The 25,330-nt window shown below is 61.9% G+C and carries 21 protein-coding genes; 10 read left to right on the forward strand and 11 right to left on the reverse strand.

The features are described from left to right. The first annotated feature begins 88 nt into the window (after positions 1-88). The 5 genes from BUA42_RS14955 (at position 89) to glmM (ending at position 6,834) form a co-directional block, all read left to right on the forward strand. Entirely contained in the window at positions 89-2,581 is a 2,493-nt protein-coding gene (locus tag BUA42_RS14955; protein WP_072779350.1) for a putative PEP-binding protein, read from the forward strand. Between the two features lie 182 nt (positions 2,582-2,763). Further along, the gene (locus BUA42_RS14960; protein WP_072779096.1) at positions 2,764-3,396 is read left to right on the forward strand and encodes a cell wall hydrolase; all 633 of its coding nucleotides are present in this window, start codon (positions 2,764-2,766) and stop codon (positions 3,394-3,396) included. 118 nt (positions 3,397-3,514) lie between these two features. After that, complete coding sequence (locus tag BUA42_RS14965; protein WP_072779097.1) at positions 3,515-4,441, forward strand: dihydroneopterin aldolase; 927 nt, start codon at positions 3,515-3,517, stop codon at positions 4,439-4,441. Positions 4,442-4,480: 39 nt separating this feature from the next. Next, positions 4,481-5,491, forward strand: a complete 1,011-nt coding sequence (folP, locus tag BUA42_RS14970) for a dihydropteroate synthase (RefSeq protein WP_072779098.1) — start codon at positions 4,481-4,483, stop codon at positions 5,489-5,491. Continuing rightward, positions 5,491-6,834, forward strand: a complete 1,344-nt coding sequence (gene glmM / locus BUA42_RS14975) for a phosphoglucosamine mutase (protein WP_072779099.1) — start codon at positions 5,491-5,493, stop codon at positions 6,832-6,834. Before folP ends, glmM begins: the two co-directional genes overlap by 1 nt. A gap of 52 nt (positions 6,835-6,886) precedes the next feature. Here glmM and BUA42_RS14980 read toward each other — a convergent pair whose 3' ends face one another. Further along, entirely contained in the window at positions 6,887-7,825 is a 939-nt protein-coding gene (locus BUA42_RS14980) for a serine hydrolase domain-containing protein (protein ID WP_072779100.1), read from the reverse strand. After that, positions 7,825-9,168 carry a proline--tRNA ligase gene (gene proS / locus BUA42_RS14985; RefSeq protein WP_072779101.1) on the reverse strand — a complete coding sequence of 448 codons (1,344 nt, stop codon included), beginning with the start codon at positions 9,166-9,168 and terminating at the stop codon, positions 7,825-7,827. Before proS ends, BUA42_RS14980 begins: the two co-directional genes overlap by 1 nt. A gap of 876 nt (positions 9,169-10,044) precedes the next feature. Here proS and BUA42_RS14990 point away from each other — a divergent pair. The 3 genes from BUA42_RS14990 to BUA42_RS15000 are packed head-to-tail and all read left to right on the forward strand — an operon-like array spanning position 10,045 to position 14,035. Further along, on the forward strand, positions 10,045-11,112 hold the full coding sequence (locus BUA42_RS14990) for an AI-2E family transporter (protein WP_072779102.1): 1,068 nt from the start codon (positions 10,045-10,047) through the stop codon (positions 11,110-11,112). An 11-nt stretch (positions 11,113-11,123) separates the two neighbouring features. Then, positions 11,124-11,807 (forward strand): P-loop NTPase family protein, encoded by a 684-nt coding sequence (locus BUA42_RS14995; protein ID WP_245819027.1) that lies wholly within the window; start codon positions 11,124-11,126, stop codon positions 11,805-11,807. 53 nt (positions 11,808-11,860) lie between these two features. Continuing rightward, the gene (locus BUA42_RS15000) at positions 11,861-14,035 is read left to right on the forward strand and encodes an RNA degradosome polyphosphate kinase (RefSeq protein ID WP_072779104.1); all 2,175 of its coding nucleotides are present in this window, start codon (positions 11,861-11,863) and stop codon (positions 14,033-14,035) included. Positions 14,036-14,045: 10 nt separating this feature from the next. Here BUA42_RS15000 and BUA42_RS15005 read toward each other — a convergent pair whose 3' ends face one another. Next, on the reverse strand, positions 14,046-14,273 hold the full coding sequence (locus BUA42_RS15005) for a hypothetical protein (protein WP_072779105.1): 228 nt from the start codon (positions 14,271-14,273) through the stop codon (positions 14,046-14,048). Between the two features lie 145 nt (positions 14,274-14,418). Between BUA42_RS15005 and BUA42_RS15010 the strand changes: the two genes are divergently transcribed. After that, a complete protein-coding gene (locus BUA42_RS15010; protein WP_072779106.1) occupies positions 14,419-15,966 on the forward strand; it encodes a Ppx/GppA family phosphatase in 1,548 nt (515 codons plus the stop codon). 32 nt (positions 15,967-15,998) lie between these two features. On the opposite strand, the gene BUA42_RS15015 is transcribed toward BUA42_RS15010, so the two are convergent. Continuing rightward, positions 15,999-17,297 (reverse strand): DUF3422 family protein, encoded by a 1,299-nt coding sequence (locus BUA42_RS15015; RefSeq protein ID WP_072779107.1) that lies wholly within the window; start codon positions 17,295-17,297, stop codon positions 15,999-16,001. 296 nt (positions 17,298-17,593) lie between these two features. Between BUA42_RS15015 and BUA42_RS15020 the strand changes: the two genes are divergently transcribed. Further along, on the forward strand, positions 17,594-18,133 hold the full coding sequence (locus BUA42_RS15020; RefSeq protein ID WP_072779108.1) for a flavodoxin domain-containing protein: 540 nt from the start codon (positions 17,594-17,596) through the stop codon (positions 18,131-18,133). A gap of 138 nt (positions 18,134-18,271) precedes the next feature. Here the strand turns inward: BUA42_RS15020 and BUA42_RS15025 are convergent, their stop codons facing one another. From BUA42_RS15025 to purD, 7 genes are all read right to left on the reverse strand, one after another. After that, positions 18,272-19,768 (reverse strand): NAD(P)(+) transhydrogenase (Re/Si-specific) subunit beta, encoded by a 1,497-nt coding sequence (locus BUA42_RS15025; RefSeq protein WP_072779109.1) that lies wholly within the window; start codon positions 19,766-19,768, stop codon positions 18,272-18,274. A gap of 12 nt (positions 19,769-19,780) precedes the next feature. Beyond that, on the reverse strand, positions 19,781-21,358 hold the full coding sequence (locus BUA42_RS15030) for a Re/Si-specific NAD(P)(+) transhydrogenase subunit alpha (RefSeq protein WP_072779351.1): 1,578 nt from the start codon (positions 21,356-21,358) through the stop codon (positions 19,781-19,783). A 138-nt stretch (positions 21,359-21,496) separates the two neighbouring features. Then, positions 21,497-21,949, reverse strand: coding sequence for a methyltransferase family protein (locus tag BUA42_RS15035; RefSeq protein WP_072779110.1), 453 nt, complete (start codon positions 21,947-21,949; stop codon positions 21,497-21,499). An 87-nt stretch (positions 21,950-22,036) separates the two neighbouring features. Continuing rightward, positions 22,037-22,234, reverse strand: coding sequence for a hypothetical protein (locus BUA42_RS15040; RefSeq protein WP_072779111.1), 198 nt, complete (start codon positions 22,232-22,234; stop codon positions 22,037-22,039). Between the two features lie 121 nt (positions 22,235-22,355). Further along, positions 22,356-23,258 carry a DMT family transporter gene (locus BUA42_RS15045; RefSeq protein WP_072779112.1) on the reverse strand — a complete coding sequence of 301 codons (903 nt, stop codon included), beginning with the start codon at positions 23,256-23,258 and terminating at the stop codon, positions 22,356-22,358. 164 nt (positions 23,259-23,422) lie between these two features. Further along, on the reverse strand, positions 23,423-24,016 hold the full coding sequence (locus tag BUA42_RS15050) for a LysE/ArgO family amino acid transporter (RefSeq protein ID WP_072779113.1): 594 nt from the start codon (positions 24,014-24,016) through the stop codon (positions 23,423-23,425). Next, positions 24,017-25,279, reverse strand: a complete 1,263-nt coding sequence (gene purD / locus BUA42_RS15055; protein WP_072779114.1) for a phosphoribosylamine--glycine ligase — start codon at positions 25,277-25,279, stop codon at positions 24,017-24,019. Positions 25,280-25,330: the final 51 nt, after the last annotated feature.

Here is a 25,330-nt window from a genome sequence, read left to right on the forward strand (position 1 = left end):
TATGCTGCGCGCAGATCGATGAGGTGCTGCGGTGCGGAATCCTGCGCATGACAACCCGGATGTGACACTGATCACACCGACGTCGCCGATGGCGACGCCGACCCATGGCGGGCGGGCGAAATGCTTGCAGCGCTTGGTGCGGCTTGATCTGCCGGTGCCCACGACCATCGCGTTATCCTTTGCATCTGTCCACAAGCTAGCAAGCGGCTATCGCCCGGATGTTCGCGAAATTCTTGAGAAATTTCCGTCGGATGCGCTTTTGTGTGTGCGGCCCTCGTCCGAGGATCCGGATTGGGGTGGGCCGGGCGCGATCCTGAATATCGGCATGAATGATGACCGCCACGCGATCCTGTGTGAGCGGATCGGCAAGGATGCCGCGACAGAGATCTATCTGCGGTTTATCCAGAACTACGCGATCGATGTGGCGCGGCTTGACGCGGAAGTGTTCGACGGCATCAGCGGCACCGGGTCGAAAGCCTTGGCCAAAGCGTTGAGTGTCTACGAGGACGAAGCCGAGGAACCGTTCCCGCAAGATCCGGCAGTACAACTGGCCGAGATCCTGCGATCCATGGCGCGGGCTTGGGAAGGCACGACGGCGCGGCTTTTGCGGCAGGCGAAGGGCGCACCGGTCGATGCGGGGCTGGGGCTGGTCGTGCAGCAGATGGCGCTTGGGCTGGGCACGGGTGCCTGTGGCTCTGGCGTGTTGCAATTGGTCAATTCCGAAACCGGCCTGCCCCAGATCACCGGGCGGTACCTAAGCCAGAGCCAGGGGCGCGAGGCGTTGGACCGGCGGTCGGAGTCGATCTACCTCGAAAAGGATCCGCGCGGGCCGTCTTTGGAGGAACTGGCCCCGGAGGCCTTTGCGGCGTTGAAGGACCATGCTGCTCTGATGCGGCGCAAGCTGCGCGAAGAGATGCAGATCGAATTCACGATCGAAGACGGAAAGCTGCACATTCTTGATGGGGTGCGCGTGGAACGCAGCGCACGGGCGGCGTTGAAAATCGTGGTGCGGTTGGCCGAAGACGGCATCATCACCAAACAGGACGCAGTGATGCGGATCGAACCGCGCGCCCTGTCAGAGCTGTTGCACCGTCAGGTGGCGGCGTCGAGCCCTCGTGATGTGCTGGGCACTGGAATCGCGGCCAGCCCCGGCGCGGCGACCGGCAAGATCGTCTTTACCTCGGAAGCGGCGCAAGCCAGTGCCGCGCGCGGAGAACCTTGCGTGCTGGTGCGCCGCGAGACCAGCCCGGAAGACATCCGGGGCATGAACGTGGCGGCGGCTGTGTTGACCGAGCGCGGCGGCATGACAAGCCATGCTGCGGTGATTGGCCGAGGGCTTGGCCTGCCCTGCGTGGTGGGCGCAACTAGCATGCGGTTTCAGATCAAGCGTCGGACGCTGACGTCTGCGGACGGTCGCGTCTTGAGGGAAGGTGACGAGATCACCATCGATGGCAGCAGCGGTCAGGTTCTGGCCGGGTCGGTCAAGATGATCGAGGCCAATCTGGATGATACGTTCCGCACCTTCATGAGCTGGGCCGACGCCGAACGCGACATCGGCGTGCGCGCCAATGCGGATACGCCGGCGGATGCAAAGACAGCCTTGCACTTTCGCGCGCAGGGGATCGGGCTTTGCCGGACCGAGCACATGTTCTTTGAGCCGGAACGCCTCACCCCGATGCGCGAGATGATCTTCGCACGCGATCCGAAGGACCGGGCGGCGGCGCTTGAACTGGTGCTACCGATGCAGCGCGCCGATTTTATCGAGCTGTTCCAGATCATGCAGGGCCAACCTGTCTGTATCCGTCTGTTCGACCCGCCCCTGCACGAGTTCCTGCCGACAAGCCGGTCCGGGCAGCGTGAGCTTGCGGACGCGCTGGACATCCCGGTCAGCGATGTGACCCGGCGGATCGACAGTCTTGCCGAGTACAATCCGATGTTGGGCATGCGAGGGGTGCGGTTGGGGATCTCTGTGCCCGAGATTTATGACATGCAGGCGCGCGCGATTTTCGAGGCCACGGTCCACTCCAATAAGAGCGGCACGCCGATTGTGCCCGAGATCATGGTCCCGCTGGTGTCGGCCAAGCGCGAAGTGGAACTCGTGCGCGGGCGTATCGAGGCCGTCGCTGCGGCGGTACGGACCGAGAAAGACGCCGATTTCAGCTACCGGCTGGGCGTGATGGTGGAAACGCCCCGCGCCTGTCTTCGCGCGGGTGACATCGCCGAGCACACGCATTTCCTGAGTTTTGGCACCAATGACCTGACCCAGATGGCTTACGGCCTGTCGCGGGATGATGCGGGGCGGTTCATGTCGGAATATGTGCGTCAGGGTGTGTTCGAAGAAGATCCGTTTCACATCCTCGATACCGAGGGCGTCGGCGAGTTGTTGCGCCTGGGTGTAGAGAGGGGTCGAAGTGCCCGTCCGAACGTGGTTTTGTCCATTTGCGGGGAACATGCGGCGCATACCGAATCAATTGCCTTCTGTCGGGAGGCCGGATTCGACTATGTGAGCTGCTCTCCCTTCCGTGTTCCGGTGGCGCGACTGGCTGCCGCACAGCTTGCGTTGGCCGACAAGATGAAGTAGCCGGCGCCACACTTGCGCCTAGATTTCGCCCCAATTCCGAGGCGGTCAGCGGACATGCGCTTTATGCATGACCCGTAAGCTTGTGGAAAACTTAATTTTTCTGTAACAGCCCCCCGTCTGCGCGCCACTGCCCGAAATCTGCACGTGTCGCCACCCCTAACGTTGCGAGATCAACACTCGTTATGTCGAGATTGTTTGCAATACTCCTGGCTGCCTTCAGCCTGACAACACCTGCGCTGGCCGAGCGCGCGAACGACGCCGCGCAATCCCTTCTTAAACAGGAACAAAATGGATTGCGCGCTGCCGGGCAATCCCACCTGACTTCGCTGGTCACCCCTGTTTCCCGCAAATCCGCGATCTACAACACCTCATGGCTGAATGCACAGCCCCGCGCCAAGGGTGGCGCGCAATGGGAGTGCCTGGCCGAAGCGCTGTACTTTGAAGCACGCGGCGAGACCGTCAAAGGCCAGTTCGCGGTGGCGGAAGTCATCATGAATCGTGTCAAAAGTGCGCGCTTCCCGGACACGGTTTGTGGCGTGATCAATCAAGGCACCGGGCGGAAATACGCCTGCCAATTCACCTATACCTGTGACGGCCTTCCTGAACGCATTCACGAGCCCCGCGCCTGGGAGCGTGTGGGTAAGGTGGCGCGTGCCATTCTGGACGGCATCGCGCCGATGAACCTGACCGATGGCGCCACACATTATCACACGACAGCGGTACGCCCGCGCTGGTCGCGGACGTATACACGCACCGCGCATTACGGGGTTCACCTCTTCTACCGGCACACCTGGCGGGTCAGCAGCTCAAGCTGACGTCGCGCCTCCAGGCCAGCAAATGTCGCGAGTGGGACGAAAAGCGCCCCTTCGCGGCATTTTTTTGTGGGCGCGAGGATGGTAGCGGTTCTGTGAGCACGGAACTGGAGGGTGCCGCATGAGTTCAGAAATTCGCCTTGCCTTCGCGCACCCTTCCGAACGCGCCATTGCGACGGCAGACGATGGGCCGGTTGATCGTATCTCGTTGCGGGACCACATCGTCGATGTCGAGATCGGCGCCTTTCAGGCCGAACGCGGCACGACGCAACGTGTGTGCTTTAACGTCGTCGTGGAAGTGCAACCGATCGTGGGACATATCGACGACGATGTGGACCGTATCCTGTCCTATGATCGGGTCACCGAGGCCATCGCGACAGAGCTTGCGGCGGAACGCCTGAACCTGCTGGAGACGCTGGCCGAACGCATTGCGGAGCGTATTCTTCTGGAACCGCAAGCATTGCGTGCCTTCGTGCGGATCGAAAAACTGGATCGCGGTCCCGGCGCTCTTGGCGTGGAAATCGTTCGATCTCGATCCGACCTGACCGACGCGGCTCAGGATCAAAGCCAGGAGCGACCGCACCCGCGGATCGTCTATGTCTCCAATGCGGCGATTGCATCGGAGTACATGCATGGCTGGATCGACCAATTGTCAGCAGAAGACGCCCCGTTGATTCTCAGTGTTGGCCTGCCAGATGGCCCGCGGCCCGAGGTCGGGCATCCGCTGGCGCAACGACGGATCGATCTTCTGGCCATCGAACAGAACGGCTGGGTTCTGGCGGCGCGGGACACGCGCTGCAAGGTGGTGGCCACGCGAACAGAGCTCGACTGGGCGATGAAGAATGGCCAGGTCTGCATCTGGGCCCCATCGAAGATCGTGCTGGATGCGGTCGACGGACCGGACGCGGCCCCCACCGATGCGGTTGACCTCACCGCATGGTTTGCGGCCGAAATGGAGGCCTGTGAGCTCTTGGTGATTGGGTCCGACGCACCCGGCCATACGGATGTTTCAATTCGCAACATCGGTGTCGGCGAAAGCCTGCTTTAAGCAGTTGCCAAAATCCCGATTGCGGATCATGCAAGCGCCATGACCACCTACTACCGAGCTTTGCCGCGTGCCGCGATCGACCGCCCGATGTCTGCCGTGCCATTGGCCGGCGGCGCGCTTTGGTTTTCCGACATCCTTGCGATGACGCGCGAGGGCGACGTCGAGGTTCTGGCCCCGGCGGATCTGCCGACTGATGTTCTGGATCGCCTGACCGCGCGGCGCGCGCCGGTCGCCGAATGCGATCTGCGGCGCCCTGTCCTGATGGGGATCTTGAATGTCACGCCAGACAGCTTTTCGGACGGCGGGCGGTTTGCCGACACAGACGATGCGGTTGACCAAGCGCGTGCCATGGTCGCGGCGGGGGCCGGGATCATCGACGTCGGCGGCGAAAGCACGCGGCCGGGTGCGGACACCGTGGACGTCGACGAAGAGATCTCCCGTGTCGTGCATCCGATCTCGGTTATCCATGCCGGGTTGGATGTGGCGATTTCGATCGACACACGGAAGGCGGCGGTCGCGGAACGTGCATTGGACGCGGGCGCGGCGCTGGTGAACGACGTGTCGGGCTTTACCTTCGACGCGAACCTTGCGCCGCTTTGCGCAAAGCGCGGCGTGCCGGTCTGTGTGATGCATGCGCAGGGCGATCCCCAGACGATGCAAAACGCGCCGCAATACGATGATGTACGCTTTGACGTGTACGATTTCCTCGAAGCGCGGATCGCGTTTCTGGAGGGGCTGGGTCTTGCTCGGTCGCAGATCGTTGTCGACCCCGGCATCGGGTTCGGAAAGACGTTGGACCATAACCTGTCGCTTTTGCGGGATATTTCGCTGTTCCACAGCCTTGGATGCGCGATCCTTTTGGGCGCGTCGCGCAAGAAATTCATTGGCACGATTTCCGGCGCTGACATCGCGGACACACGTGTGGCCGGATCGGTATCGGTGGCCTTGCATGCGGCGGCACAAGGGGTGCAGATTCTGAGGGTGCATGATGTGCCCGAAACGGCGCAGGCCCTGGCGCTCTGGCGCGCGGTAGACTTTGGAGAGATCTGATGGTGCGGAAGCTTTTCGGAACCGACGGGGTGCGCGGCACGGCCAACATTCATCCGATGACCGTTGAGATGGCAGTGCGGATCGGTGCCGCCGTCGGCCGGCATTTTCGAAGCGATTCCAGAGGCGTACACCGCGTTGTTATCGGGAAAGATACGCGCCTTTCAGGCTACATGTTCGAAAACGCACTGACCGCCGGGCTGACTTCAACGGGCATGAACGTGCTGCTCCTGGGCCCCGTGCCGACGCCCGCCGTCGGTTTGCTGACGCCCTCCATGCGCGCCGATCTGGGCATCATGATTTCGGCCAGCCACAACCCGGCCAATGACAACGGCATCAAATTCTTCGGCCCCGACGGGTTCAAGCTGTCGGATGCGGATGAGGCCGAGATCGAGGCGTTGATCGACACCGGCGTGGAGCCTGCGCAGGCCAGCAATATCGGCCGTGCCAAGCGGATCGACGATGGTCGGTTCCGTTACCAAGAGCGGGTGAAATCGACCTTTCCGGCGGGCATGCGTCTGGACGGCCTGAAGGTGGTTCTCGATTGCGCGAACGGCGCTGCCTACAAGGCCGCGCCGGAAGTTCTTTGGGAACTGGGCGCGGAAGTCATTCCCTTCGGTGTGACGCCGAACGGGACGAATATCAACGAAGGCTGCGGATCGACCAATCCGCAACTGGCTGCCGCAGCCGTGATTGCGCATGGGGCGGATATCGGCATCTGCCTCGATGGTGACGCGGATCGCGTGATCCTGATCGATGAGACCGGCCAGGTCGCGGATGGCGACCAGATCATGGCGCTGATGGCCGCGCGATGGGCCGAGGAAGAGCGTCTGCGCGATGGCGTGCTGGTGGCGACGGTGATGTCGAACCTTGGGCTGGAGCGGTTTCTCGACGGTCGCGGGCTGCGGCTGGAACGGACTGGTGTCGGGGACCGCTATGTCGTCGAGGCAATGCGGCGGGGCGGCTGGAACCTGGGTGGGGAGCAATCCGGCCATATCGTGATGACCGATTTCGCCACAACCGGCGACGGGCTTATGGCCGCGCTGCAATTCCTGGCCGAGATGTGCCGCACCGAGCAGCCCGCAAGCGTCTTGGCGCGGAGTTTTGACCCGGTGCCGCAACTTCTGAAGAACGTGCGCTATGCGGCGGGCGCGACGCCGCTGGAGGCGCAATCGGTGCAGTCGGCCATTGCGGATGCCGAGGCCCGGTTGAACGGCAGCGGGCGGTTACTCATCCGAAAGTCGGGGACCGAGCCGTTGATCCGCGTGATGGCGGAATGCGAGGACGAGGGGCTGCTGACCGAGGTGGTGGACACGATCGTTGCAGAGGTGAGCGCGGCGGTCTGAGGATGCGCGGACGCGTCCTCGCGTTGGCATGGCCGCAAACACCTCCCTTTGATCAATCCGCCGCGAAGATCGCCTGCACGATCGCGGCATCGAGGGCGACCATCGCCTCCCACTCCACACAGGCGTCGTAAGCGACCACAACCCGCCAGCCATTGAAGAACCCGACCACGTAGCTGCCCACGTTGAGCCTTTCGGGAAAACAGAGCGCGCCGAAATGCCAGTAATTCGACCCGCCCCTCATGCTGCGCGCCAGCATGCCGCGTTCGTAGACCGCACCCCCGCCGAGATCGGCCATGGGTTCGTCGCGCGTGGGATCGGATGTGTCGAACCAGTGCGCATGAAAGCGGAGATAGTCGTCGGCGGTCATTGACCAGCCGCCCCAGGACAGAAATGCGCCCGAGACCGGCGACGGCGCCGCCGCCACCCCGGCTGTGTCCAGCACACGGGCGCGGCAGGCCGCCTCGTACGTGTCTTGCGTCACGTTTTCGATCACGAGGGCAAGCAGTGCGAAATTGTCGTTCGAGTAGACATGGACGTCCTGCGGGCCCTGTGGCGCTTTGCGCGTGCGCATCTTGGTCACGATTGCATCTGCCCGGTGCCGTGGATCGCCCAGCCAGGCGCTCATGTGGCGCTGGGTCGCGTCCTCTATGACGCCGCTTTCGTGGGTGACGAGGTCTCCGACGGTCATCTCGTCGAACCCGGGCACGAAAAGCGACACCGGATCGGCCCAGCGCAGTTTTCTGTCCGCGACAAGATCGGCAACGCAGACCGCCGTGATGGCTTTCGACAGGCTGGCCAGTTCGACCGGCCGAGCCGTGGGCAGACCAAGATCAATGGTTTGGATCGCGCCGTCCGGGGATTGCATCGCCACGACGCCCGAGGCGTCCCGTTCCGTCAGCCAGCCCTGCACCGCATCCGCGACGCCATTGGCGGTTTGCGCCGTTGCGCCGCACGCGATCCAGACGAGGATTGCGGCGGCGCGGAGGTACATCAGGCGGTGGCCTTGCCGTAGATTTCCGCGACCCGTGCGACGGCCTGCTCGGGCGGCAGTTCTTCGCTTTCGCCGGTGCGGCGGGAGGTCAATTCGACCACGCCGTTCTTGAGCCCTCGTGGGCCGACGGTGATGCGCCAGGGCAGACCGATCAGGTCCATGGTGGCAAACTTGCCCCCTGCCCGTTCATCGCGGTCGTCGTAGAGCGGCTCCAGTCCCAGCGCGGTGAGGCTGGCATAGAGCGCGTCGCAGGCAGCGTCCGCCTGTTCATCGCCTTGCCGCAGGTTGACGATACCGCAGTGGAACGGGGTCACGCCTTCGGGCCAGATGATGCCGTTGTCGTCATGGCTGGCTTCGATGATTGCGCCCAAAAGGCGGCTGACGCCGATGCCGTGCGAGCCCATATGGACCGGCACTCGGTTGCCGTCCGCGTCAGCAACGTTCGCCCCCATGGCGTCCGAGTATTTTGTGCCGAAGTAGAAGATTTGGCCAACCTCGATGCCGCGCGCTGTGCGCTGGCGGTCGGCGGGAACCTTGGCGAACTCCGCCTGGTCATGGGTTTCATCGGTGCGCGCGTAGCGCGAGGTGAATTCTTCGAGCACGGCCTGGCACTGGTCCACGTTGTCGTAGTCGATCTCGCGGTCACCGAATTTCAGATCGGTGATCTCGCTGTCGTAGAACACTTCGGATTCGCCCGTTTCGGCAAGCACGAGGAATTCGTGGGTATCGTCACCGCCGATGGGACCTGAATCGGCGCGCATCGGGATCGCTTGCAGACCCATGCGTTCGTAAGTGCGCAGGTAGCTGACAAGGTGACGATTGTAGGCGTGCAGCGCGTCTTCCTTGGTGAGGTCGAAATTGTAGCCATCCTTCATCAGGAATTCGCGGCCGCGCATGACGCCGAAACGCGGACGGATCTCGTCGCGGAATTTCCACTGGATGTGGTAGAGCGTCAGCGGCAGGTCCTTGTAGCTGCTGACATGGCTGCGGAAGATGTCGGTGATCAGCTCTTCGTTGGTGGGGCCGTAGAGCATGTCACGGTCGTGTCGGTCGCGGACGCGGAGCATTTCGGGGCCGTAGGCATCGTAGCGCCCGGATTCGCGCCAAAGGTCCGCCGATTGCAGCGTCGGCATCAGCATCGGGATATGGCCCGCGCGCACCTGTTCCTCGTGCACGATGTTTTCGATGTTTTTCAGCACCTTGTAGCCCAGCGGCAGCCACGAGTAGATGCCTGCGCTGGCCTGCTTGATCATCCCTGCGCGCAGCATCAGGCGGTGGCTCACAATCTGCGCCTCGGCGGGCGTTTCTTTGAGGACAGGCAGGAAGTAGCGGGACAGGCGCATGGGTGTTCTCACTTTGGCGTTTGGGTTGTCCTAGCTGGTTGGGTGAATTCGGACAAGACCGACGGTCGGTTCAAAGCAGTCCAAAGCTACGAACGCGCAGTGCAACCCGAGTTCTTGGAGTTGGCAGTGTGAATAAACCCGGTTACGTTTCGCCCGATGGCGTTTCAACTAACCACAGAAAAACCTTCAGTGACGTTTGTCATCCCACGCGGTATGCCGAATAGGCTGGCCGCGTCATTGCCGGGGCATTGGTCGAGTGTCATTGACATCTCTTCCAATTGTCCGGGGAGTTCTTCGATACACGGCGGAGTGCACCTAGTCATCAGCGAATTCAGTTCCGGGAATTACAGTGGCTGGGTCGACACCGGAAAAGCCGAAGCCGTGGCCGTCTCGGGATTGACCAGTTGCGGTGCCGCTATAATGATTAGCAGTGGTCTGGAAAGGATGGCTGCAGCGCATATGAGCGGTGACGTCCAATTCAACGAGGAGTGGTGCGCCAAATTGGGCTACACCGCGCCCGACGCAGCGAGTTCCTCAACGGCTCCTACCGCGAACCCAGCACTTCCGTTCCTGATTTTGGCAACGGGTCCCGAAGGTGGTTTAAATGCTGAGGCTGTACTGCGAAGATACGCAAAAGCACTGCGTCTGCTGTTGATGCCTAATCGTGTAATCTTCGTCAAAGGCGCTAGGTCAGTGCTCGCGTGCCGTAGCGACGACGGACACAGTGTAATCGTTCACGCACAAAGAGACGTCCATTGTCCCGAACCGCCCAAAAAGACACGCAAACCCGGGAAATTCAAAAATCTCTTCTCGCGCAAAACTTGAAACCCGGGCAACAAGGCGCGATGTAGGACCAAAGCCAGAGAGGCAGGGCACATGGCACTCCCGGCACGGGATCAGTTGAAATATTGGGGCGTCGCGGCGGCCGTGTTTGCGGTGGTGCTGTGGTTCCTGGGGGACGTGCTCTTGCCCTTCGTGCTGGGCGGGGCGATTGCCTATTTCCTCGATCCGGTGGCGGACCGGTTGGAGAAGATGGGGCTGAGCCGGGTGACGGCGACGTTGATCATCACGGTGGTCTGCATCCTTGCCTTCGTGATCCTGCTTTTGCTGGTCATACCGGCGCTGGTGGATCAGGCGGTGGATCTGTTCAACGTGGCGCCGACGGTCTTTGGCAACCTGCGCGATTTCCTGATCGCGCGGTTCCCGGACATCATGGATGTGGAAAGCCCGCTGCGGCAGTCGCTGGTGTCTGTGGGCGAGACCATTCAGGCGCGGGGTGGAGAGCTTCTCAACACGGTGCTGAGCTCGGCCGCGGGGATCATCAATATCGTCATGCTCTTCGTGATCGTGCCGGTGGTTTCGGTGTACCTGCTTCTGGATTGGGACCGGATGGTGTCCCGGATCGACGAGCTGTTGCCACGCGATCATGCGCCGACGATCCGCAGACTGGCCGCCGATATCGACAGGACGCTGGCGAGTTTCATTCGCGGCATGGGTACCGTTTGTATCATCCTCGGCACGTATTACGCCGTCGCTCTGATGATGATCGGTCTGCAGTTCGGTCTGGTTGTCGGATTCGTGGCCGGTCTGGTGACCTTCATCCCCTACCTGGGCGCGCTGATTGGCGGGGCGCTCGCGATCGGTCTGGCGCTGTTCCAGTTCTGGGGCGATTGGGTGTCGATTGCGCTTGTGGCCGGTGTCTTTGTGCTGGGCCAGGTGATCGAGGGCAATGTGCTGACGCCCAAGCTTGTGGGGTCGTCCGTCGGACTGCACCCTGTCTGGCTCATTCTGGCGCTGTCGGTCTTCGGGACGCTTTTCGGCTTTGTCGGCATGCTGGTGGCAGTGCCGGTCGCGGCGGCGATTGGCGTGGTCGCGCGGTTCGCGGCGGACCAGTACAAATCGAGCCGGCTGTATCGCGGGTTGAGTGATCAGGACCCGGAGTGATGCACCAACAAATGAAATTTGATATTCCGGCGCGGCCCGCGCTGGGACGGGGCGATTTTTACGTGACCGAAAGCAACGCGGTGGCTTTGGGGCTGGTCGATACCTGGCCGCACTGGCCCGAGGGCAAGCTGCTTTTGGTCGGGCCGGAAGGCGCAGGCAAGACGCATCTGGCGCATGTCTGGTGCGCGGAGAGCGGTGCGCGAATGGTGGCGTCGCGCGACCTTGGCCAATTGGACATGGCAGGCGTCTGTTCCGGGTCGGTCTGCGTTGAGGATGTCGAACGCGTCGCGGGGGATCGGACCGCCGAAGAGGCCCTGTTCCACCTGCATAATCTGGTGCTGGCGAATGGGTACACCCTTTTGATGACCGCCACATCGGTGCCGAGCGTCTGGGGGTTGGACCTGCCGGACCTGGTCAGCCGGATGGTGGCGACCACCGTGGCCAAGGTATCACCGCCCGATGACATCCTGTTGTCGGCGGTTTTGGCCAAACTGTTCGCCGACCGTCAGATCGTACCTCTGGCCGATGTGATCCCATATCTCGTGCGCTGGATGCCCCGATCTTTTGCCGCGGCGGGTCAGGTTGTGGCGCATCTGGACCGCGCGGCACTGGGCACTCCGAAGGGTGTGACCCGGACGCTCGCCCGTCAGGCATTGGCAGAGCTTGAATTCCCGGACGAAACCGCGCCAGAATAGCGGCTCTTCTGATCCGTCACCTCTGTGTCACTTTTCGCCCTTAAGGGACGCCCATGAACGCCGCCGACTATCTGAAAGCCCCCCGCCCCGCGCCGACCGAGTTCCCGGATCTGGATTTGGGCAGTCCACGGCGTTTCGTGAACCGTGAGCTGTCCTGGCTTGGCTTCAACTGGCGGGTGCTGGAAGAGGCCGAGAACCCGCGTGTGCCGCTCTTGGAACGACTGCGCTTCCTGTCGATCTCGGCCACCAATCTGGACGAGTTCTATACCGTGCGCGTGGCCGGTCTGCGGGAATTGGCGCAGGCGGGTAACACGACACCGGCAGCGGACGGGCTGTCCCCGGCCGAGCAGCTTGTGCTGATCAACGAGGACGCGCGAAAGCTCATGGCCTCGCAGCAACGGGTTTTGGCCGAGCTGCGCGAGCAGATGGAGGCAGAAGGAATTTGCATCGTCCATCGCGACGCGGTGACCGAAGAAGATCTGGAGCATCTCGGCGAGGTGTTTCTGAATCGCGTCTTTCCGGTTTTGTCACCCTTGGCGATCGACCCGGCGCATCCGTTCCCGTTCATCGCCAACAATGGCTATTGCCTTGCCCTGCAACTGGAGCGGCGCAAGGACAAGACGTCGTTGCAGGCCCTGCTGCCCATCCCCGCGCAGGTGGAGCGGTTCGTCGCCCTGCCCGCAGAGGATGGCGGGCGGCGCTTCATCTTTCTTGAAGACGTGCTTCTGATGCATTTCGACCGGCTGTTTCCGGGCTACAAACTGCGCGATCACTTCGGGTTCCGGGTGTTGCGGGACAGCGATATTGAGGTCGAGGAAGAGGCCGAGGACCTTGTGCGCGAATTCGAGGTTGCGTTGAAGCGGCGGCGCCGTGGTGAGGTTGTGCGGCTGACGATCTCGGCCGGGGCGCCGAAAGGGCTGCGCGAGACCGTCATGCGCGAATTGCGGGTCCGCGAGGACGACGTGATCGAACTGACCGGCATGTTGGGCGCCGCAGACCTCAAGGAACTGGTGTTGGACGAGCGGCCCGATCTCTTGTGGCCGAGTTTCACGCCACGGGTGCCGGAACGGGTGCAGGATTTCGACGGCGACATGTTCGCGGCGATCCGGCAGAAGGACATGCTGCTGCACCACCCCTACGAGACCTTCGACATGGTGGTGCGGTTCCTGACACAAGCGGCCCGCGACCCCGATGTTGTGGCGATCAAGCAGACCTTGTACCGCACCTCGCGGCAGTCGCCCATCGTGGCGGCGCTTTGCGAAGCGGCGGAGGATGGCAAATCCGTTACAGCGCTTGTGGAGTTGAAGGCACGGTTCGATGAAGCTGCGAACATCCGTCAGTCGCGACAGCTCGAACGCGCCGGGGCACACGTGGTTTACGGGTTCCTCGACTGGAAAACGCACGCCAAGATCTCTGTCGTGGTGCGGCGCGAGGGCGATAGGCTCGTGACCTATACTCATTTCGGCACGGGCAACTATCACCCGATTACGGCGACCATCTATACTGATCTCAGTTTCTTTACATGCGATGCGACGCTTGGGCGCGATGCCACGAAGGTGTTCAACTACCTGTCCGGATACGCGGAACCCGAGGGGTTGGAAAATCTAGCGATTTCACCGCATTCGCTGAAACCGTTGATGCTGGACTTGATAGAGGCGGAGATTGAGCACGCCAAGGCGGGCAAACCGGCGCAAATCTGGTTGAAGATGAATTCGTTGATCGAGCCTGACATGATCGACGCGCTTTATGCCGCCTCTCAGGCGGGGGTGCAGATCGATTGCGTTGTGCGGGGGATTTGCGGACTGCGACCTGGTGTGAAGGGTCTGAGCGAGAACATCCGCGTGAAGTCCATTGTCGGACGGTTTCTGGAACACTCGCGGATCATCTGTTTTGGGAACGGATTTGGCCTTCCGCACAAGAGGGCTCGCGTCTTCATGTCTTCGGCGGACTGGATGGGGCGGAACCTCAATCGACGGGTCGAGACACTGATCGAGATCGAGAACGCTACAGTGAAGGCGCAGATCGTCAGCCAGATCATGGCCGCCAACCTCGCAGATGTAGCGCAAAGCTGGATCATGCGGCCCGAAGGGCATTTCGAGCGGGCGACATGGGAGGACGGCGCGTTTGCTTTCAATTGCCACCGGTTCTTTATGGAGAACCCGTCGTTGTCCGGCCGCGGATCGGCCGGCGCATCGGACGTGCCGAAGCTGACCCATACCGAAGAGTAAACCGGGTCCGTCACCCAGCGAGTTGCAGGATCAGCCAAACGGCGGCACCGACAGCACACAGAACCGCAAAGAGTCTTATGGCCGTGCGGCCCTTTTCGCGATCGCCCGAGCGTTCGGGAAGCCGTTCCGGGCGCGCCTGACGGCCCGCATCTCCTGGGCCGGCACGCACCTCTTTCGAAGTGCTCAGATCGTTGACATGGGCCGATGTAGCGGCGGCGGCTGATGTGCGATGTGACATGGTATGTCCTTTCGTCTCTCCAGACTTAAACACCTGAGGCCGGACCATGTTCCCTTAGCCAGCATTTGTTGCCGCACCCAAAGGTCGAAACTTGACCTGCGGGCGTGGCTTTGCAACGGTGCGCGCGACCTGATCGAGAGGCGTTATGGACGGGACTGCCACATCCGAATACGACTCTACGAGCCTCTTCGGACGGCCCCTGTTCAACGACCCTAAAGCCCGCGCGCTAAGCCGGGTGGGCGTGGTCGATATCGGATCGAACTCGGTCCGTCTTGTGGTCTTTGACGGCGCGGCGCGATCGCCTGCCTACTTTTACAACGAAAAACTGATGTGCGCGCTTGGCGCAGGCATGTCGGACACCGGGCGATTGAACCCCCAGGGTCGGGACCGCGCGCTGCAGGCGCTGAAAAGGTTCCACGCGCTGGCCGAAGGCATGAACCTCCCGCCCCTGACCGTGGTCGCCACCGCCGCCGTGCGCGAAGCAGAGGACGGTCCCGAGTTCCGCGAAGACGTGCTGCGCGAGACTGGGTTGCGCATCTGGGTGATCGGCGGTGAGGAAGAGGCACGGCTGTCGGCACAAGGCGTGCTTTTGGGTTGGCCGGGCAGCTACGGGCTCGTCTGCGATATCGGTGGATCGTCGATGGAACTGGCCGAGATCTCGGAGGGTCGCGTCGGGCGGCGCATCAGTTCGAACCTCGGGCCGCTCAAGCTGCGCGACGTCAAGGGCGGATACAAGGGGCGCGACGCGCATATCAAAGAGGTGATGGCCAAGCTGGCCGAGCACATGGGCGCACAGCGTGACCGGCTGTTCCTTGTGGGCGGCTCATGGCGGGCGATTGCGCGGATCGACATGTATCGCCGAGGGTATCCGCTGCACGTGCTGCATGAATACCGGATGAACCGGAAATCGGTCAGCCAGACGGTGAAGTTCATCAAGTCGAGCGATCTGGAAGAGCTGCGCCAGGCCTGTGGGGTGTCTTCGGCCCGGATGGAGCTGGTGCCCTACGCGTCCGAAGTGTTGAAGCGATTGGTGCAGACCTTCAGCCCGAAGGACATCGCGATTTCAAGCTACGGCATTCGGGAAGGGCTGCTCTACGAACAGATGCCGCAAGAGCTGCGGGATCGCGATCCGCTGATCGAAGCCTGCCGCTTTGCTGAGGCGAAAGACGCTCGGTTGCCCGGATTTGGCAAGAAGCTCTTCAAGTTCGTGATGCCGCTGTTCTCGCGCTCGGACGCGGCGCGCATGCGGCTGATCAAGGCGGCGTGCCTGTTGCACGACGTGAGCTGGCGTGCGCATCCCGATTACCGCGCAGAGACCTGTTTCGATAACGCGACGCGGGCCAACCTTGGCGGTTTAAAGCATTCCGAGCGCGTGTTTCTGGGGTTGGCGCTGCTGCATCGCTACAAGAACAAGCGCGAAGGCACGCGGTTTGAAGACCTCGAAGAGCTTTTGTCCGAAACCGCAACGCAAGAGGCCGAAGTTCTGGGCAAAGCGCTGCGTTTCGGGGCGATGTTATGGATGTCGGACGCGAGCGCAGATGGCACGGCTCTGGAATGGAAGCCACGCAAGAAGCTTCTGCGGCTGAAACTGACCAAGGCTTCTGTGCCGCTTTACGGCGAGGTTGCGCAAGCGCGGCTTCAGTCGCTGGCCGCATCCCTTGGAGCCGAGGTCGACGTGAAGATCCTCCGGTAGCGGACGCGCGTTTCCGTCACCGGAAACGCCGGCTACATGTCGGGACCGCCCTGCTCTACCACTTTGCGGATACGTCGGATCGCCAGCCAAACAAGCAACACCACCGGGATGGTCACAAGCCCCGTCAACGCGCCGCGCGTGATGCCCAGCATGCCGGCCACCGGATAAAGCAGGTAGCCCGCAAGCGACACGGCGTAGTAGCTGATCGCGACCACGGACAGGCCTTCCACCGTTTTTTGCAGGCGCAATTGCATGTCGGCGCGCTGGTTCATGCTTTCGAGGAGCTGTTGGTTCTGGGCCGAGCGGGCGACTTCGACACGCGTTCGCAAAAGGTCCCCGGCCCGCACCGCCCGTTCCGCCATGGCAGACAGGCGGCGTTCGGCGCTTTTCACGGTGCGCATCGCTGGATCGTAGCGGCGGGTCATGAATTCTGCAAAGGTCTGGCGACCTTCGAAACGTTCTTCGCGCAGGACCGAGATTCGCTGCGCAACGATCGCCTCATAGGCTCCGGTCGCGCCAAAGCGGAATGAGGTCTGGGCCGACAGGCTTTCCAGTTCGGCCGACACCGCAAGGAGGGCTTTCAGCCGATCTTCTTCCTGCCCGTCGCCCTGGGTCATGGCCGTCATCAGGCGCGTGAGTTCGTTGTCGATCTCGCCCATCCTCGGACCAAGCTCACGGACGCGGGTGAACCCGAGCATCGACATGGTCTTGTAAGTCTCGATCTCGCACAGGCGCTGCACGATGCGACCGACGCGGCGCCGGCCGATGCCAGGCGTGACGAAGACGCCAAAGCGCAGATGGCCAGCCGGATCGATCCGGAAGTCGCCGCAGCAGATGGCGTCATCGTCGAGCACGCGGCTGACGGCAAGGCTTTCCGGGACGAACCAGTTCGAGAGGTTTTCACTTATCTTGGCGTCGTCGGGGCGCTCCTCGACCCGGATCAGGGCCGAGGTGATCCGAACACCGGGGGCGGTGGAAAGCCAGTCCTCGGGAAAGACCGAGATATCCGTGGGGTCAAACGGACGTTCCGAAACACCGTTGATGAAGACCGTGTAGGTCACAAACTCCGTATGTTGTTCCCATTTCAGCGTATGCTGCCCGATCTGACCCGAAAAATGCGTGGCGCCGGGTTGCGGGTGGGTGGTGCCGTACCGGTCAAGCAAGGCGATCAGGTGATTGAGATCATCAGCCTTGTCGCGCGCCGCCGCGGCCTTGGGTTTCTTGATGGCTAGATAGATCGCACGACACGGCGCTTCGAGCGACGGGAACGGGCGGGCGTGCAGCTCGTTCGAGAGCGGGTATCGCAGCGGATGATCTTCAATCGGGGACATGTACGCACCTGTTAACTGTAAGGGTCAGGTAGGCGCGCCCGGGCGTCAAGTAAAGAAAAATTTGTTTCTATTCAATATTTTACCGGTATTCTACTGTATGCAGCACGCATTTTTTGCACCCTGTCCTTGGATGTCTGGAAGCTGTGCGTGCGGGAAATCCGCGGAAGATCGGGAATCTGATGCAGTTTTGCGGTGGCTCAAAGCGGCATGGACGGCATCACGCTAGGATTCGATCTGTGCCCGGAGCGCCACATCACGTGACGCTCGAAGGGCCAGAGCACATCTGGAGGACATCCATGAAACTGTTCATTGGCTACGCGACGAATGAAGGACAAACCCGCAAGATCGCGCAGTACGTCGCGGATCGCTGTGTTGATCTGGGGCATTCCGTCGAAATGATGGGACTAACGGATGCGGGATCCGTCGATCTTGCCCGTTTCGACGGCGCGGTGCTCGGCGGATCGGTGCATGCGGGGCATTATCAGCGGGTGCTGTCGGATTTCGCGGCGGATCACGTGATGGCGCTGGATGCGATCCCGACGCTTATGATCTCGGTGTCGCTGGCGGCCTCGGGCCACGAGGCGGAGGATTGGCGCGCGCTTGACAAGATCCTTGCCGATTTCAAGGACGCGACGCAGTGGACGCCGGGTGAGGTTGCGCAGGTGGCCGGGGCGTACAAGCCGTCGGAATATGACGTCTTCCGCCGGTTCATAATGCGCCGGATTATCAAGGCGAAGGATCCGGAGGTCGATCCCGACTGGGACGCCGAATTTACCGATTGGGAGGCACTCGATGCGACGGTGACCGCATGGTTGCAACGGATCGAGCCGGAGTGACGGAGCACTACCTTCCGCCTGATGTCGTCTTGGATCAGCACGCCGCTTGAGCAGGTTCCGTTTCGTGACTTCTGCTGCTTCGGCCACAAAAAAGGCCCCGCAGGAGTTGCGGGGCCTTTGTTCGATTATTCGGAATGATCAGCTGATCTTGCCGAGCAGCGTGTCGAGCGACGCCTTTGCGTCGCCGTAGAACATCCGCGTGTTGTCCTTGAAGAAGAGCGGGTTCTCGATGCCCGAATACCCGGTGCCCTGCCCGCGTTTGGACACGAAGACCTGCTTGGCCTTCCAGCATTCCAGAACCGGCATCCCGGCGATGGGCGAGTTCGGATCGTCCTGTGCGGCCGGGTTCACGATGTCGTTCGAGCCGATGACGATGGCGACGTCCGTATCGGGGAAGTCGTCGTTGATTTCGTCCATTTCGAGCACAATGTCGTAAGGCACCTTCGCCTCGGCGAGAAGCACGTTCATGTGGCCGGGAAGACGGCCTGCGACCGGGTGGATCGCGAAGCGGACTTCCTTGCCTTTGGCGCGCAGACGGCGGGTAAGCTCGGCCACGTTCTGCTGTGCCTGCGCCACCGCCATTCCGTACCCCGGAATGATGATGATGCTGTCAGCTTCGTCCAGCGCCTGGGCTACCCCGTCAGCGTCGATGGCAATCTGTTCGCCCTCGACCGCCATTTGTTCGCCCGCTGCGCCGCCGAAGCCACCGAGGATCACGCTGATGAACGAGCGGTTCATCGCCTTACACATGATGTAGCTGAGGATCGCACCGGAGCTGCCCACGAGCGCACCGACCACAATCAGGAGGTCGTTGCCCAGCGAGAAGCCGATCGCGGCAGCGGCCCACCCCGAGTAGGAGTTCAGCATCGACACCACGACCGGCATGTCGGCGCCGCCGATACCCATGATCAGGTGGTAGCCGATGAAGAGTGCCAGAAGCGTCAGAAGGACCAGTGTCCAGCTGCCCGAGCCGCCCAGGTACATGATGGCCAGAAGCAGCGACAAGGCCGCAGCGCCTGCGTTCAGAAGGTGACCGCCCGGCAGTTTCTTGGCAGAGCTGTCCACCTTGCCTGCGAGTTTGCCGTAGGCGATGACGGAGCCGGTGAAGGTCACCGCGCCGATCCAGATACCGAGGACCAGTTCGACCCGAAGGATACCGATCTCGACCGAGGATTTCTTGGCGATGAGCTTACCGAACGCCGAAAGACCGTCGTAGGCCTCTTTCGGAAGTCCAATGGCGGTGATGCCGTCGTCGCCGACCGCGCCCATCACAAGGCCCTGCGCCTCGTAGATGTTGCCCACGTAGTTGATCATGAGGTCAGCATTGAAGCCGACAAAAACAGCCGCCAGACCAACAAGCGAGTGCATGATCGCCACAAGCTCGGGCATCTGGGTCATTTCGACCTTGGTCGCCAGTTGGTAGCCGACCACGGCACCGCCTGCGATCAGGACCAGTGAGGCGAGCCAGAGGCCTGAACCGGGGCCGAACATCGTTGCGATGACCGCAACGGCCATGCCCACGATGCCATACCAGACGGCGCGTTTGGCGCTTTCCTGACCAGACAGACCACCCAGCGACAGGATGAAGAGAACAGCGGCGACAACATAGGCCGCGATGGTGAATGCGTTTTCCATTGCCTCTGCCCCTTAGGATTTCTGGAACATGGCGAGCATGCGCCGTGTCACGAGGAAGCCACCGAAGATGTTGACGGCGGCCATGAAGATGCCGAGCGCGGCAAGGAGCGTGATCAAGAGGCTTGAAGATCCGATCTGGATCAGAGCGCCGAGAATGATGATCGACGAGATCGCGTTCGTCACAGCCATCAGCGGTGTGTGCAGCGAGTGCGCCACGTTCCAGATCACCTGGAACCCGATGAAGACGGAGAGCACGAACACGATGAAGTGCTGCATGAAGCTTGCCGGCATGCCGGGGATGAGGCCGACACCCAGAACAAGCGCCGCGCCTACGGCCAGCAATGTGACCTGCTGCTTGGTCTGCGCCTTGAAGGCCGCGAGTTCCTGCGCCTTCTTTTCATCGGGCGTCAGCTCCTTGGCCTTTTCCTTGGGTTTGGCCGCGATGGCCTGCACCTTGGGCGGCGGTGGCGGGAAGGTGATTTCCTTCTCGTAGGTCACCGTCGCACCACGGATCACATCGTCTTCCATGTTGTGCACGATCTGACCGTCTTTTTCAGGGGTCAGGTCGGTCATCATGTGACGGATGTTGGTGGCGTAGAGGTTGGACGCCTGTGTCGCCATGCGACTGGGGAAGTCCGTGTAGCCGATGATGGTCACGCCGTTGTCGGTGACGATCTTCTCATCCTTGACGGTCAGCTTGCAGTTACCGCCCTTTTCGGCCGCGAGGTCGACGATGACGGAGCCTGGCTTCATGCTCTCGACCATGTCCTTGGTCCAGAGCTCTGGCGCCTCGCGGTTCGGGATCAGCGCTGTGGTGATCACGATGTCGATATCGGGGGCCAGTTCGCGGAACTTGGCAAGTTGGGCCGCGGCGAATTCCGGTGAGGATACAGAGGCATAGCCGCCAGTGGCCGAGCCGTCTTGCTGCTCTTCCTCGAAGTCGAGGAAGACAAATTCCGCGCCCATGGATTCAACCTGCTCGGCCACTTCCGGGCGCACGTCGAAGGCGTAGGTGATGGCGCCAAGAGAGGTCGATGTGCCGATGGCGGCAAGACCGGCCACACCGGCGCCGACGACCAACACCTTGGCGGGCGGCACCTTTCCAGCGGCGGTGACCTGACCGGTGAAGAAGCGGCCGAAGTTGTTGCCCGCTTCGATTACGGCGCGGTAGCCCGCGATATTTGCCATCGAGGACAGTGCGTCCATCTTCTGCGCGCGGGAAATCCGCGGCACCATTTCCATCGCGATGACGTTGGCGCCCTTTTTCTTCGCCGCTTCCATGCCCTCTTCGTTGGCAGCGGGATTGAAGAAGGAGATCAGGGTTTGACCTTCGCGCAGGCGTTTCAATTCGCCACCGTCGGGCTGGCGCACCTTGGCGACGATATCGGCCTCTTTCCACAGGGCGGCGGGGGTCTTGATAACCGTAACGCCGGCTTCCTCGTAGAGCGCGTCCGAGAACCCTGCCTTTTCACCGGCGCCGGTTTCGATCAGGCAGTCATATCCGAGTTTCTGGAGCTGTCGGGCGCTGTCGGGCGTCATCGCCACGCGGTTTTCGCCCTCGAACACTTCCTTGGGTGTTCCGATTTTCACCTGAGCTGTCCCCTCTTTTGCGTCAATCATGGTGCCGTAGCGGCAAGTTCAGCGGCGATGGGTCTATAGTGCTGACCTAAAGCGCACAATGGCCCCGCGCCTGCGAACCGCTCATCTAGAACAGTAAGTCGCAGGCGGCTAGAGCCAACGTCGCGTTTGTTTCTCGTATCGTGCAAAATCCGCACGAAAATTACGCCGAAGGCGCTTTTCCTCGGGCAATATGAAGTGTTTCTCGATCCACCAGACGAAGATCGGGATCAATGGGAGCGATAACACAGCATCCCAGTAGAGGATGAATCCGGCCAGGATCAGCGAATCGGCGAGATAAATCGGATTGCGGCTGCGCTTGAAGATGCCCGAGGTAATGAGGCGCGTCGCCTCTTGGTGCGGGATGATCGTGGTGCGATGTCGGCGGAATTCGTACGCGGCGAGCGCGATCAGGACAAAACCGGCGCCGACGAGAAGGCCACCGAGCAGGTCCGCCACCACGGGACCGAAGCTGAGGCCAAAGTCATAATATGTCTTTTGCAGCCACGCGAGCAGAAGCGCGGTGCAAAGCCAGACAGGGGGGATGTCTAGGTACTTGAGCATAGCGGGGGTATAGCAAGCGTCAGAGAGTAACGCGACCCGCAAGGCAGTGGGACAGAAGGACGCCCGTGGGGACCGGGCGACCGGAGCTTACATCTTGACGCAGCCGAGGATTTCGTTCTGCGGAAGACGGGCCACCATCACGCCACCGTTCACGCGTTTGACGTGAAAGCCGTACCCGCGCATGCGGAATTTCCATTCGGTGTCGGACAGGGTTTTTTCGCGTTCCGCCACAAGGAAGTGGCGCAGCTTGCCCAGATCGGAGGCGGCAGTTGTTTCGGCAAACATGGGGTGTCTCCTCGTACGTTACCTGAAGACGTTTTCGACGCCGATTGAGGCAAATCTTGGAACGAAACGGGGTTTTTTGCCGAAATGGAAACAGTGATTGTGGCGCGATGCGGACGCGCCGTCAGCTTTTGGTCTCGTTCACCACGGGCGTCACACGGGCGCGGCGCAAAACGGCCTCGCGCCAGGTGATGAAGGCGACCGCGCTCATGATCACGGCGCCTCCGAAAATCACCCAAGGGTCAATCGGCTCTGCAAAGAAGATCGCACCAAGCGCGACCGACCAGACGAGTTGCAGAAACGTGACCGGTTGCGTGACCGTTACCGGTGCGGCGGCGAAGGCCAGAGTCATGGTGTAGTGCCCGGCGGTCGCAAAGCAGGCGACGAGGGCGATAATGGCGAGGTCAGACAGGCTTGGCGTCACCCAAACCGCGAAGGCGAAGGGAGCAAGGCCAATGGTGACGGTAATGGACAGCAGCGCCACGACGATGCTGGCGGGCAACTCGCCCGAGACGATCTTGGCGATCAGGTAGCTGCCTGCGAAGAACAGAGCGGTCGCGAGCATGGCGATATGGCCGGGATCGAGCTCGCGGAAGCCGGGGCGCAGAATGATCAGCGCGCCGAACAGAGCCGCCACGACGGCCAGCGCGCGGCGCAGGGCCAGTTTTTCGCCAAGCACAAACACGGCGAGGATGGTGACATAAACCGGGTTAAGGTAGTTCATCGCGGTGACTTCGGCGATGGAGATCCGGGTCATCGAATAGAACCAGAGGATCACGCCCAGCGCGTGCATCAGGCCCCGCACGGCGAACAGGCCTTTTTGCCGTTGCGTGAGCCGCACCGACATGAGTTCACGCCAGACCGGGATCAGAAAGACCAACCCGATCACGTAACGCAGAAAAGCCGACTCGGCGGCGGGGACCCGTCCACCCAGCACTTTGACCAGTGCGGTCACTGCCACGAAGCACAGGCCGGTGACGATCATCCAGAGGATGCCGGTCACGGGTCTGTTTGCGTCCGTCGTCATGCCTGCACTGGAACGGAAGGCGTCGGGAATGGCAAGCGGAGGCTGGCGCTTGGCCCGCCCCGCAGGCAGTCCGCGCTTTGGCGTGATGTGTCATGGTTGCGTTCAACCAGAGGGTCGTCCGGTCAAGGGTCCTCGGGTCACGCCCATGGAAGACGGGACGGTGGTCACATGAGCAGCAGTTTCGCGGCGATCGCCCACATGACGAGACCGATGATGACGTCGAGCACTTGCCACGCGCGCGGTCGAGCGAACAGCGGAGCGAGGAACCGCGCGCCATACCCCAGTGAGAAGAAGAACACGAAACTGGCGGTCATTGCGCCCAACGCGAAGGCAAGACGGTTGTCATACTGCGCTGACACCGCGCCGAGCAGGATCACCGTGTCGAGATAGACATGCGGGTTCAGCCATGTCAGCGCGAGACAGGTCAGAAGCGCCTTGCGAAGGGAACCTGCCGCCTGCCCGGCCTGCATCGCCTGCCCCCCACGCCACGCGCTTTGTAAGGTGCGCGCGCCGTACCAGATCAGGAAGGCGGCACCGAGCAGCCGCATCGCGAATTCAAGACCGGGAATGGCCTGTGTCAACGCGCCGAACCCGGCCACGCCAGCGGCGATCAAGATCGCATCCGACAGTGCACAGGTCAGGCTGACCGCGAACACATGGGACCGCAGTAGCCCCTGCCGCAGGACAAAGGCGTTCTGCGCGCCGATGGCAAGGATGAGGGAGAAGCCGAGCGCGAACCCGGCGAGCGCCGCCGTCATCTAGAGCGCGCGCCAGCCGATGTCGCGGCGGTAGAAGCCCTGCGGCCAGTTGACGGCGTCCGCCATCGCATAGGCGCGATCTCGGGCCTCTTGCAGTGTCGTCCCGCGCGCGGTGGCGTTGAGCACGCGGCCTCCGGTAGCGACGATCCTGCCATCCTTTTCAGACGTGCCAGCATGAAACATCATGTGGAAGCTGTCTTCGGGTAAATCGTCGAGGCCAGTGATGGGCGTGCCTTTTTCGTAAGACCCCGGATAGCCATCAGCCGCGAGCACGACGGTCATCGCGTGATCGTCCGCCCAGTTGACACGCGTTTCGGCCAAGCGTCCCTCCGCACAGGCGTGCATCAGGTCCATCGCCTGCGCGCCGAGCCGCATCATCAGCACCTGGCATTCCGGGTCACCGAAGCGCACGTTGTATTCGACAAGGCGTGGCTGGCCGTCTTGGATCATCAATCCTGCGTAGAGCACACCCTGATAGGGCGTGCCGCGTTTGGCCATTTCAGCCATCGTCGGTTTGATGATCTCATCAAGTGCCTTTTGCGCGATGGCATCTGTGAGAACGGGAGCGGGTGAGTAGGCTCCCATTCCGCCGGTGTTAAGGCCCGTATCGCCTTCGCCCACGCGCTTGTGGTCCTGTGCCGTGCCGATGGGAAGGACGTCGGTGCCGTCGCACAGGACGAAGAAGGATGCTTCTTCACCTTGCATGAATTCCTCGATCACCACCTCGGCCCCGGCCCCGCCGAACGCGCCGCCGAACATGTCGTCGATTGCGGCTTCGGCGTCTTCGATGGTTTCGGCGATTATGACGCCTTTTCCGGCCGCGAGGCCGTCGGCTTTGACCACGATGGGCGCGCTCTGCTGGCGGACATAGGCCTTCGCGCTGTCCGCGTCGGTGAAATGCCCATAAGCGGCGGTGGGGGCTTGGGCCGCATCACAGATTTCCTTGGTGAAGCTCTTGGAGGCTTCCAGCTTGGCGGCCTCCGCAGTGGGACCGAAAACCAGCAGGCCCGCATCGCGCAGCCGGTCGGCAACCCCGGCGGCCAACGGCGCTTCGGGGCCGACGATCACGAAGTCGATGCTGTTCTCCTCGGCAAAGGTAACGACCGCGCCGCCGTCCTCGATATCGAGCGCGGCACAATCGGCGATCTGGGCGATACCCGCATTGCCCGGCGCGACGATGAGCTTGTCGCATTTGGGGTTCTGCATCACCGCCCAGGCCAGGCTGTGTTCGCGCCCGCCGCTGCCAAGGATCAGAATGTTCATGGGGGCGGTCTCCGACTTCACCTTCGATTGCGGGCGTTCTAGGGTTGGGGT

This window comes from Marivita hallyeonensis (assembly GCF_900129875.1).
Taxonomy (GTDB): domain Bacteria; phylum Pseudomonadota; class Alphaproteobacteria; order Rhodobacterales; family Rhodobacteraceae; genus Marivita; species Marivita hallyeonensis.

Excerpts from the sequence above, each read along its gene's own strand:
- BUA42_RS14955 (WP_072779350.1), top strand. The coding sequence starts at position 89 with ATGGCGACGCCGACCCATGGCGGGCGGGCGAAATGCTTGCAGCGCTTG.
- BUA42_RS14960 (WP_072779096.1), top strand. The coding sequence starts at position 2,764 with ATGTCGAGATTGTTTGCAATACTCCTGGCTGCCTTCAGCCTGACAACA.
- BUA42_RS14965 (WP_072779097.1), top strand. The coding sequence starts at position 3,515 with ATGAGTTCAGAAATTCGCCTTGCCTTCGCGCACCCTTCCGAACGCGCC.
- folP (WP_072779098.1), top strand. The coding sequence starts at position 4,481 with ATGACCACCTACTACCGAGCTTTGCCGCGTGCCGCGATCGACCGCCCG.
- glmM (WP_072779099.1), top strand. The coding sequence starts at position 5,491 with ATGGTGCGGAAGCTTTTCGGAACCGACGGGGTGCGCGGCACGGCCAAC.
- BUA42_RS14980 (WP_072779100.1), bottom strand. The coding sequence starts at position 7,825 with ATGTACCTCCGCGCCGCCGCAATCCTCGTCTGGATCGCGTGCGGCGCA.
- proS (WP_072779101.1), bottom strand. The coding sequence starts at position 9,168 with ATGCGCCTGTCCCGCTACTTCCTGCCTGTCCTCAAAGAAACGCCCGCC.
- BUA42_RS14990 (WP_072779102.1), top strand. The coding sequence starts at position 10,045 with ATGGCACTCCCGGCACGGGATCAGTTGAAATATTGGGGCGTCGCGGCG.
- BUA42_RS14995 (WP_245819027.1), top strand. The coding sequence starts at position 11,124 with ATGAAATTTGATATTCCGGCGCGGCCCGCGCTGGGACGGGGCGATTTT.
- BUA42_RS15000 (WP_072779104.1), top strand. The coding sequence starts at position 11,861 with ATGAACGCCGCCGACTATCTGAAAGCCCCCCGCCCCGCGCCGACCGAG.
- BUA42_RS15005 (WP_072779105.1), bottom strand. The coding sequence starts at position 14,273 with ATGTCACATCGCACATCAGCCGCCGCCGCTACATCGGCCCATGTCAAC.
- BUA42_RS15010 (WP_072779106.1), top strand. The coding sequence starts at position 14,419 with ATGGACGGGACTGCCACATCCGAATACGACTCTACGAGCCTCTTCGGA.
- BUA42_RS15015 (WP_072779107.1), bottom strand. The coding sequence starts at position 17,297 with ATGTCCCCGATTGAAGATCATCCGCTGCGATACCCGCTCTCGAACGAG.
- BUA42_RS15020 (WP_072779108.1), top strand. The coding sequence starts at position 17,594 with ATGAAACTGTTCATTGGCTACGCGACGAATGAAGGACAAACCCGCAAG.
- BUA42_RS15025 (WP_072779109.1), bottom strand. The coding sequence starts at position 19,768 with ATGGAAAACGCATTCACCATCGCGGCCTATGTTGTCGCCGCTGTTCTC.
- BUA42_RS15035 (WP_072779110.1), bottom strand. The coding sequence starts at position 21,949 with ATGCTCAAGTACCTAGACATCCCCCCTGTCTGGCTTTGCACCGCGCTT.
- BUA42_RS15040 (WP_072779111.1), bottom strand. The coding sequence starts at position 22,234 with ATGTTTGCCGAAACAACTGCCGCCTCCGATCTGGGCAAGCTGCGCCAC.
- BUA42_RS15045 (WP_072779112.1), bottom strand. The coding sequence starts at position 23,258 with ATGACGACGGACGCAAACAGACCCGTGACCGGCATCCTCTGGATGATC.
- BUA42_RS15050 (WP_072779113.1), bottom strand. The coding sequence starts at position 24,016 with ATGACGGCGGCGCTCGCCGGGTTCGCGCTCGGCTTCTCCCTCATCCTT.
- purD (WP_072779114.1), bottom strand. The coding sequence starts at position 25,279 with ATGAACATTCTGATCCTTGGCAGCGGCGGGCGCGAACACAGCCTGGCC.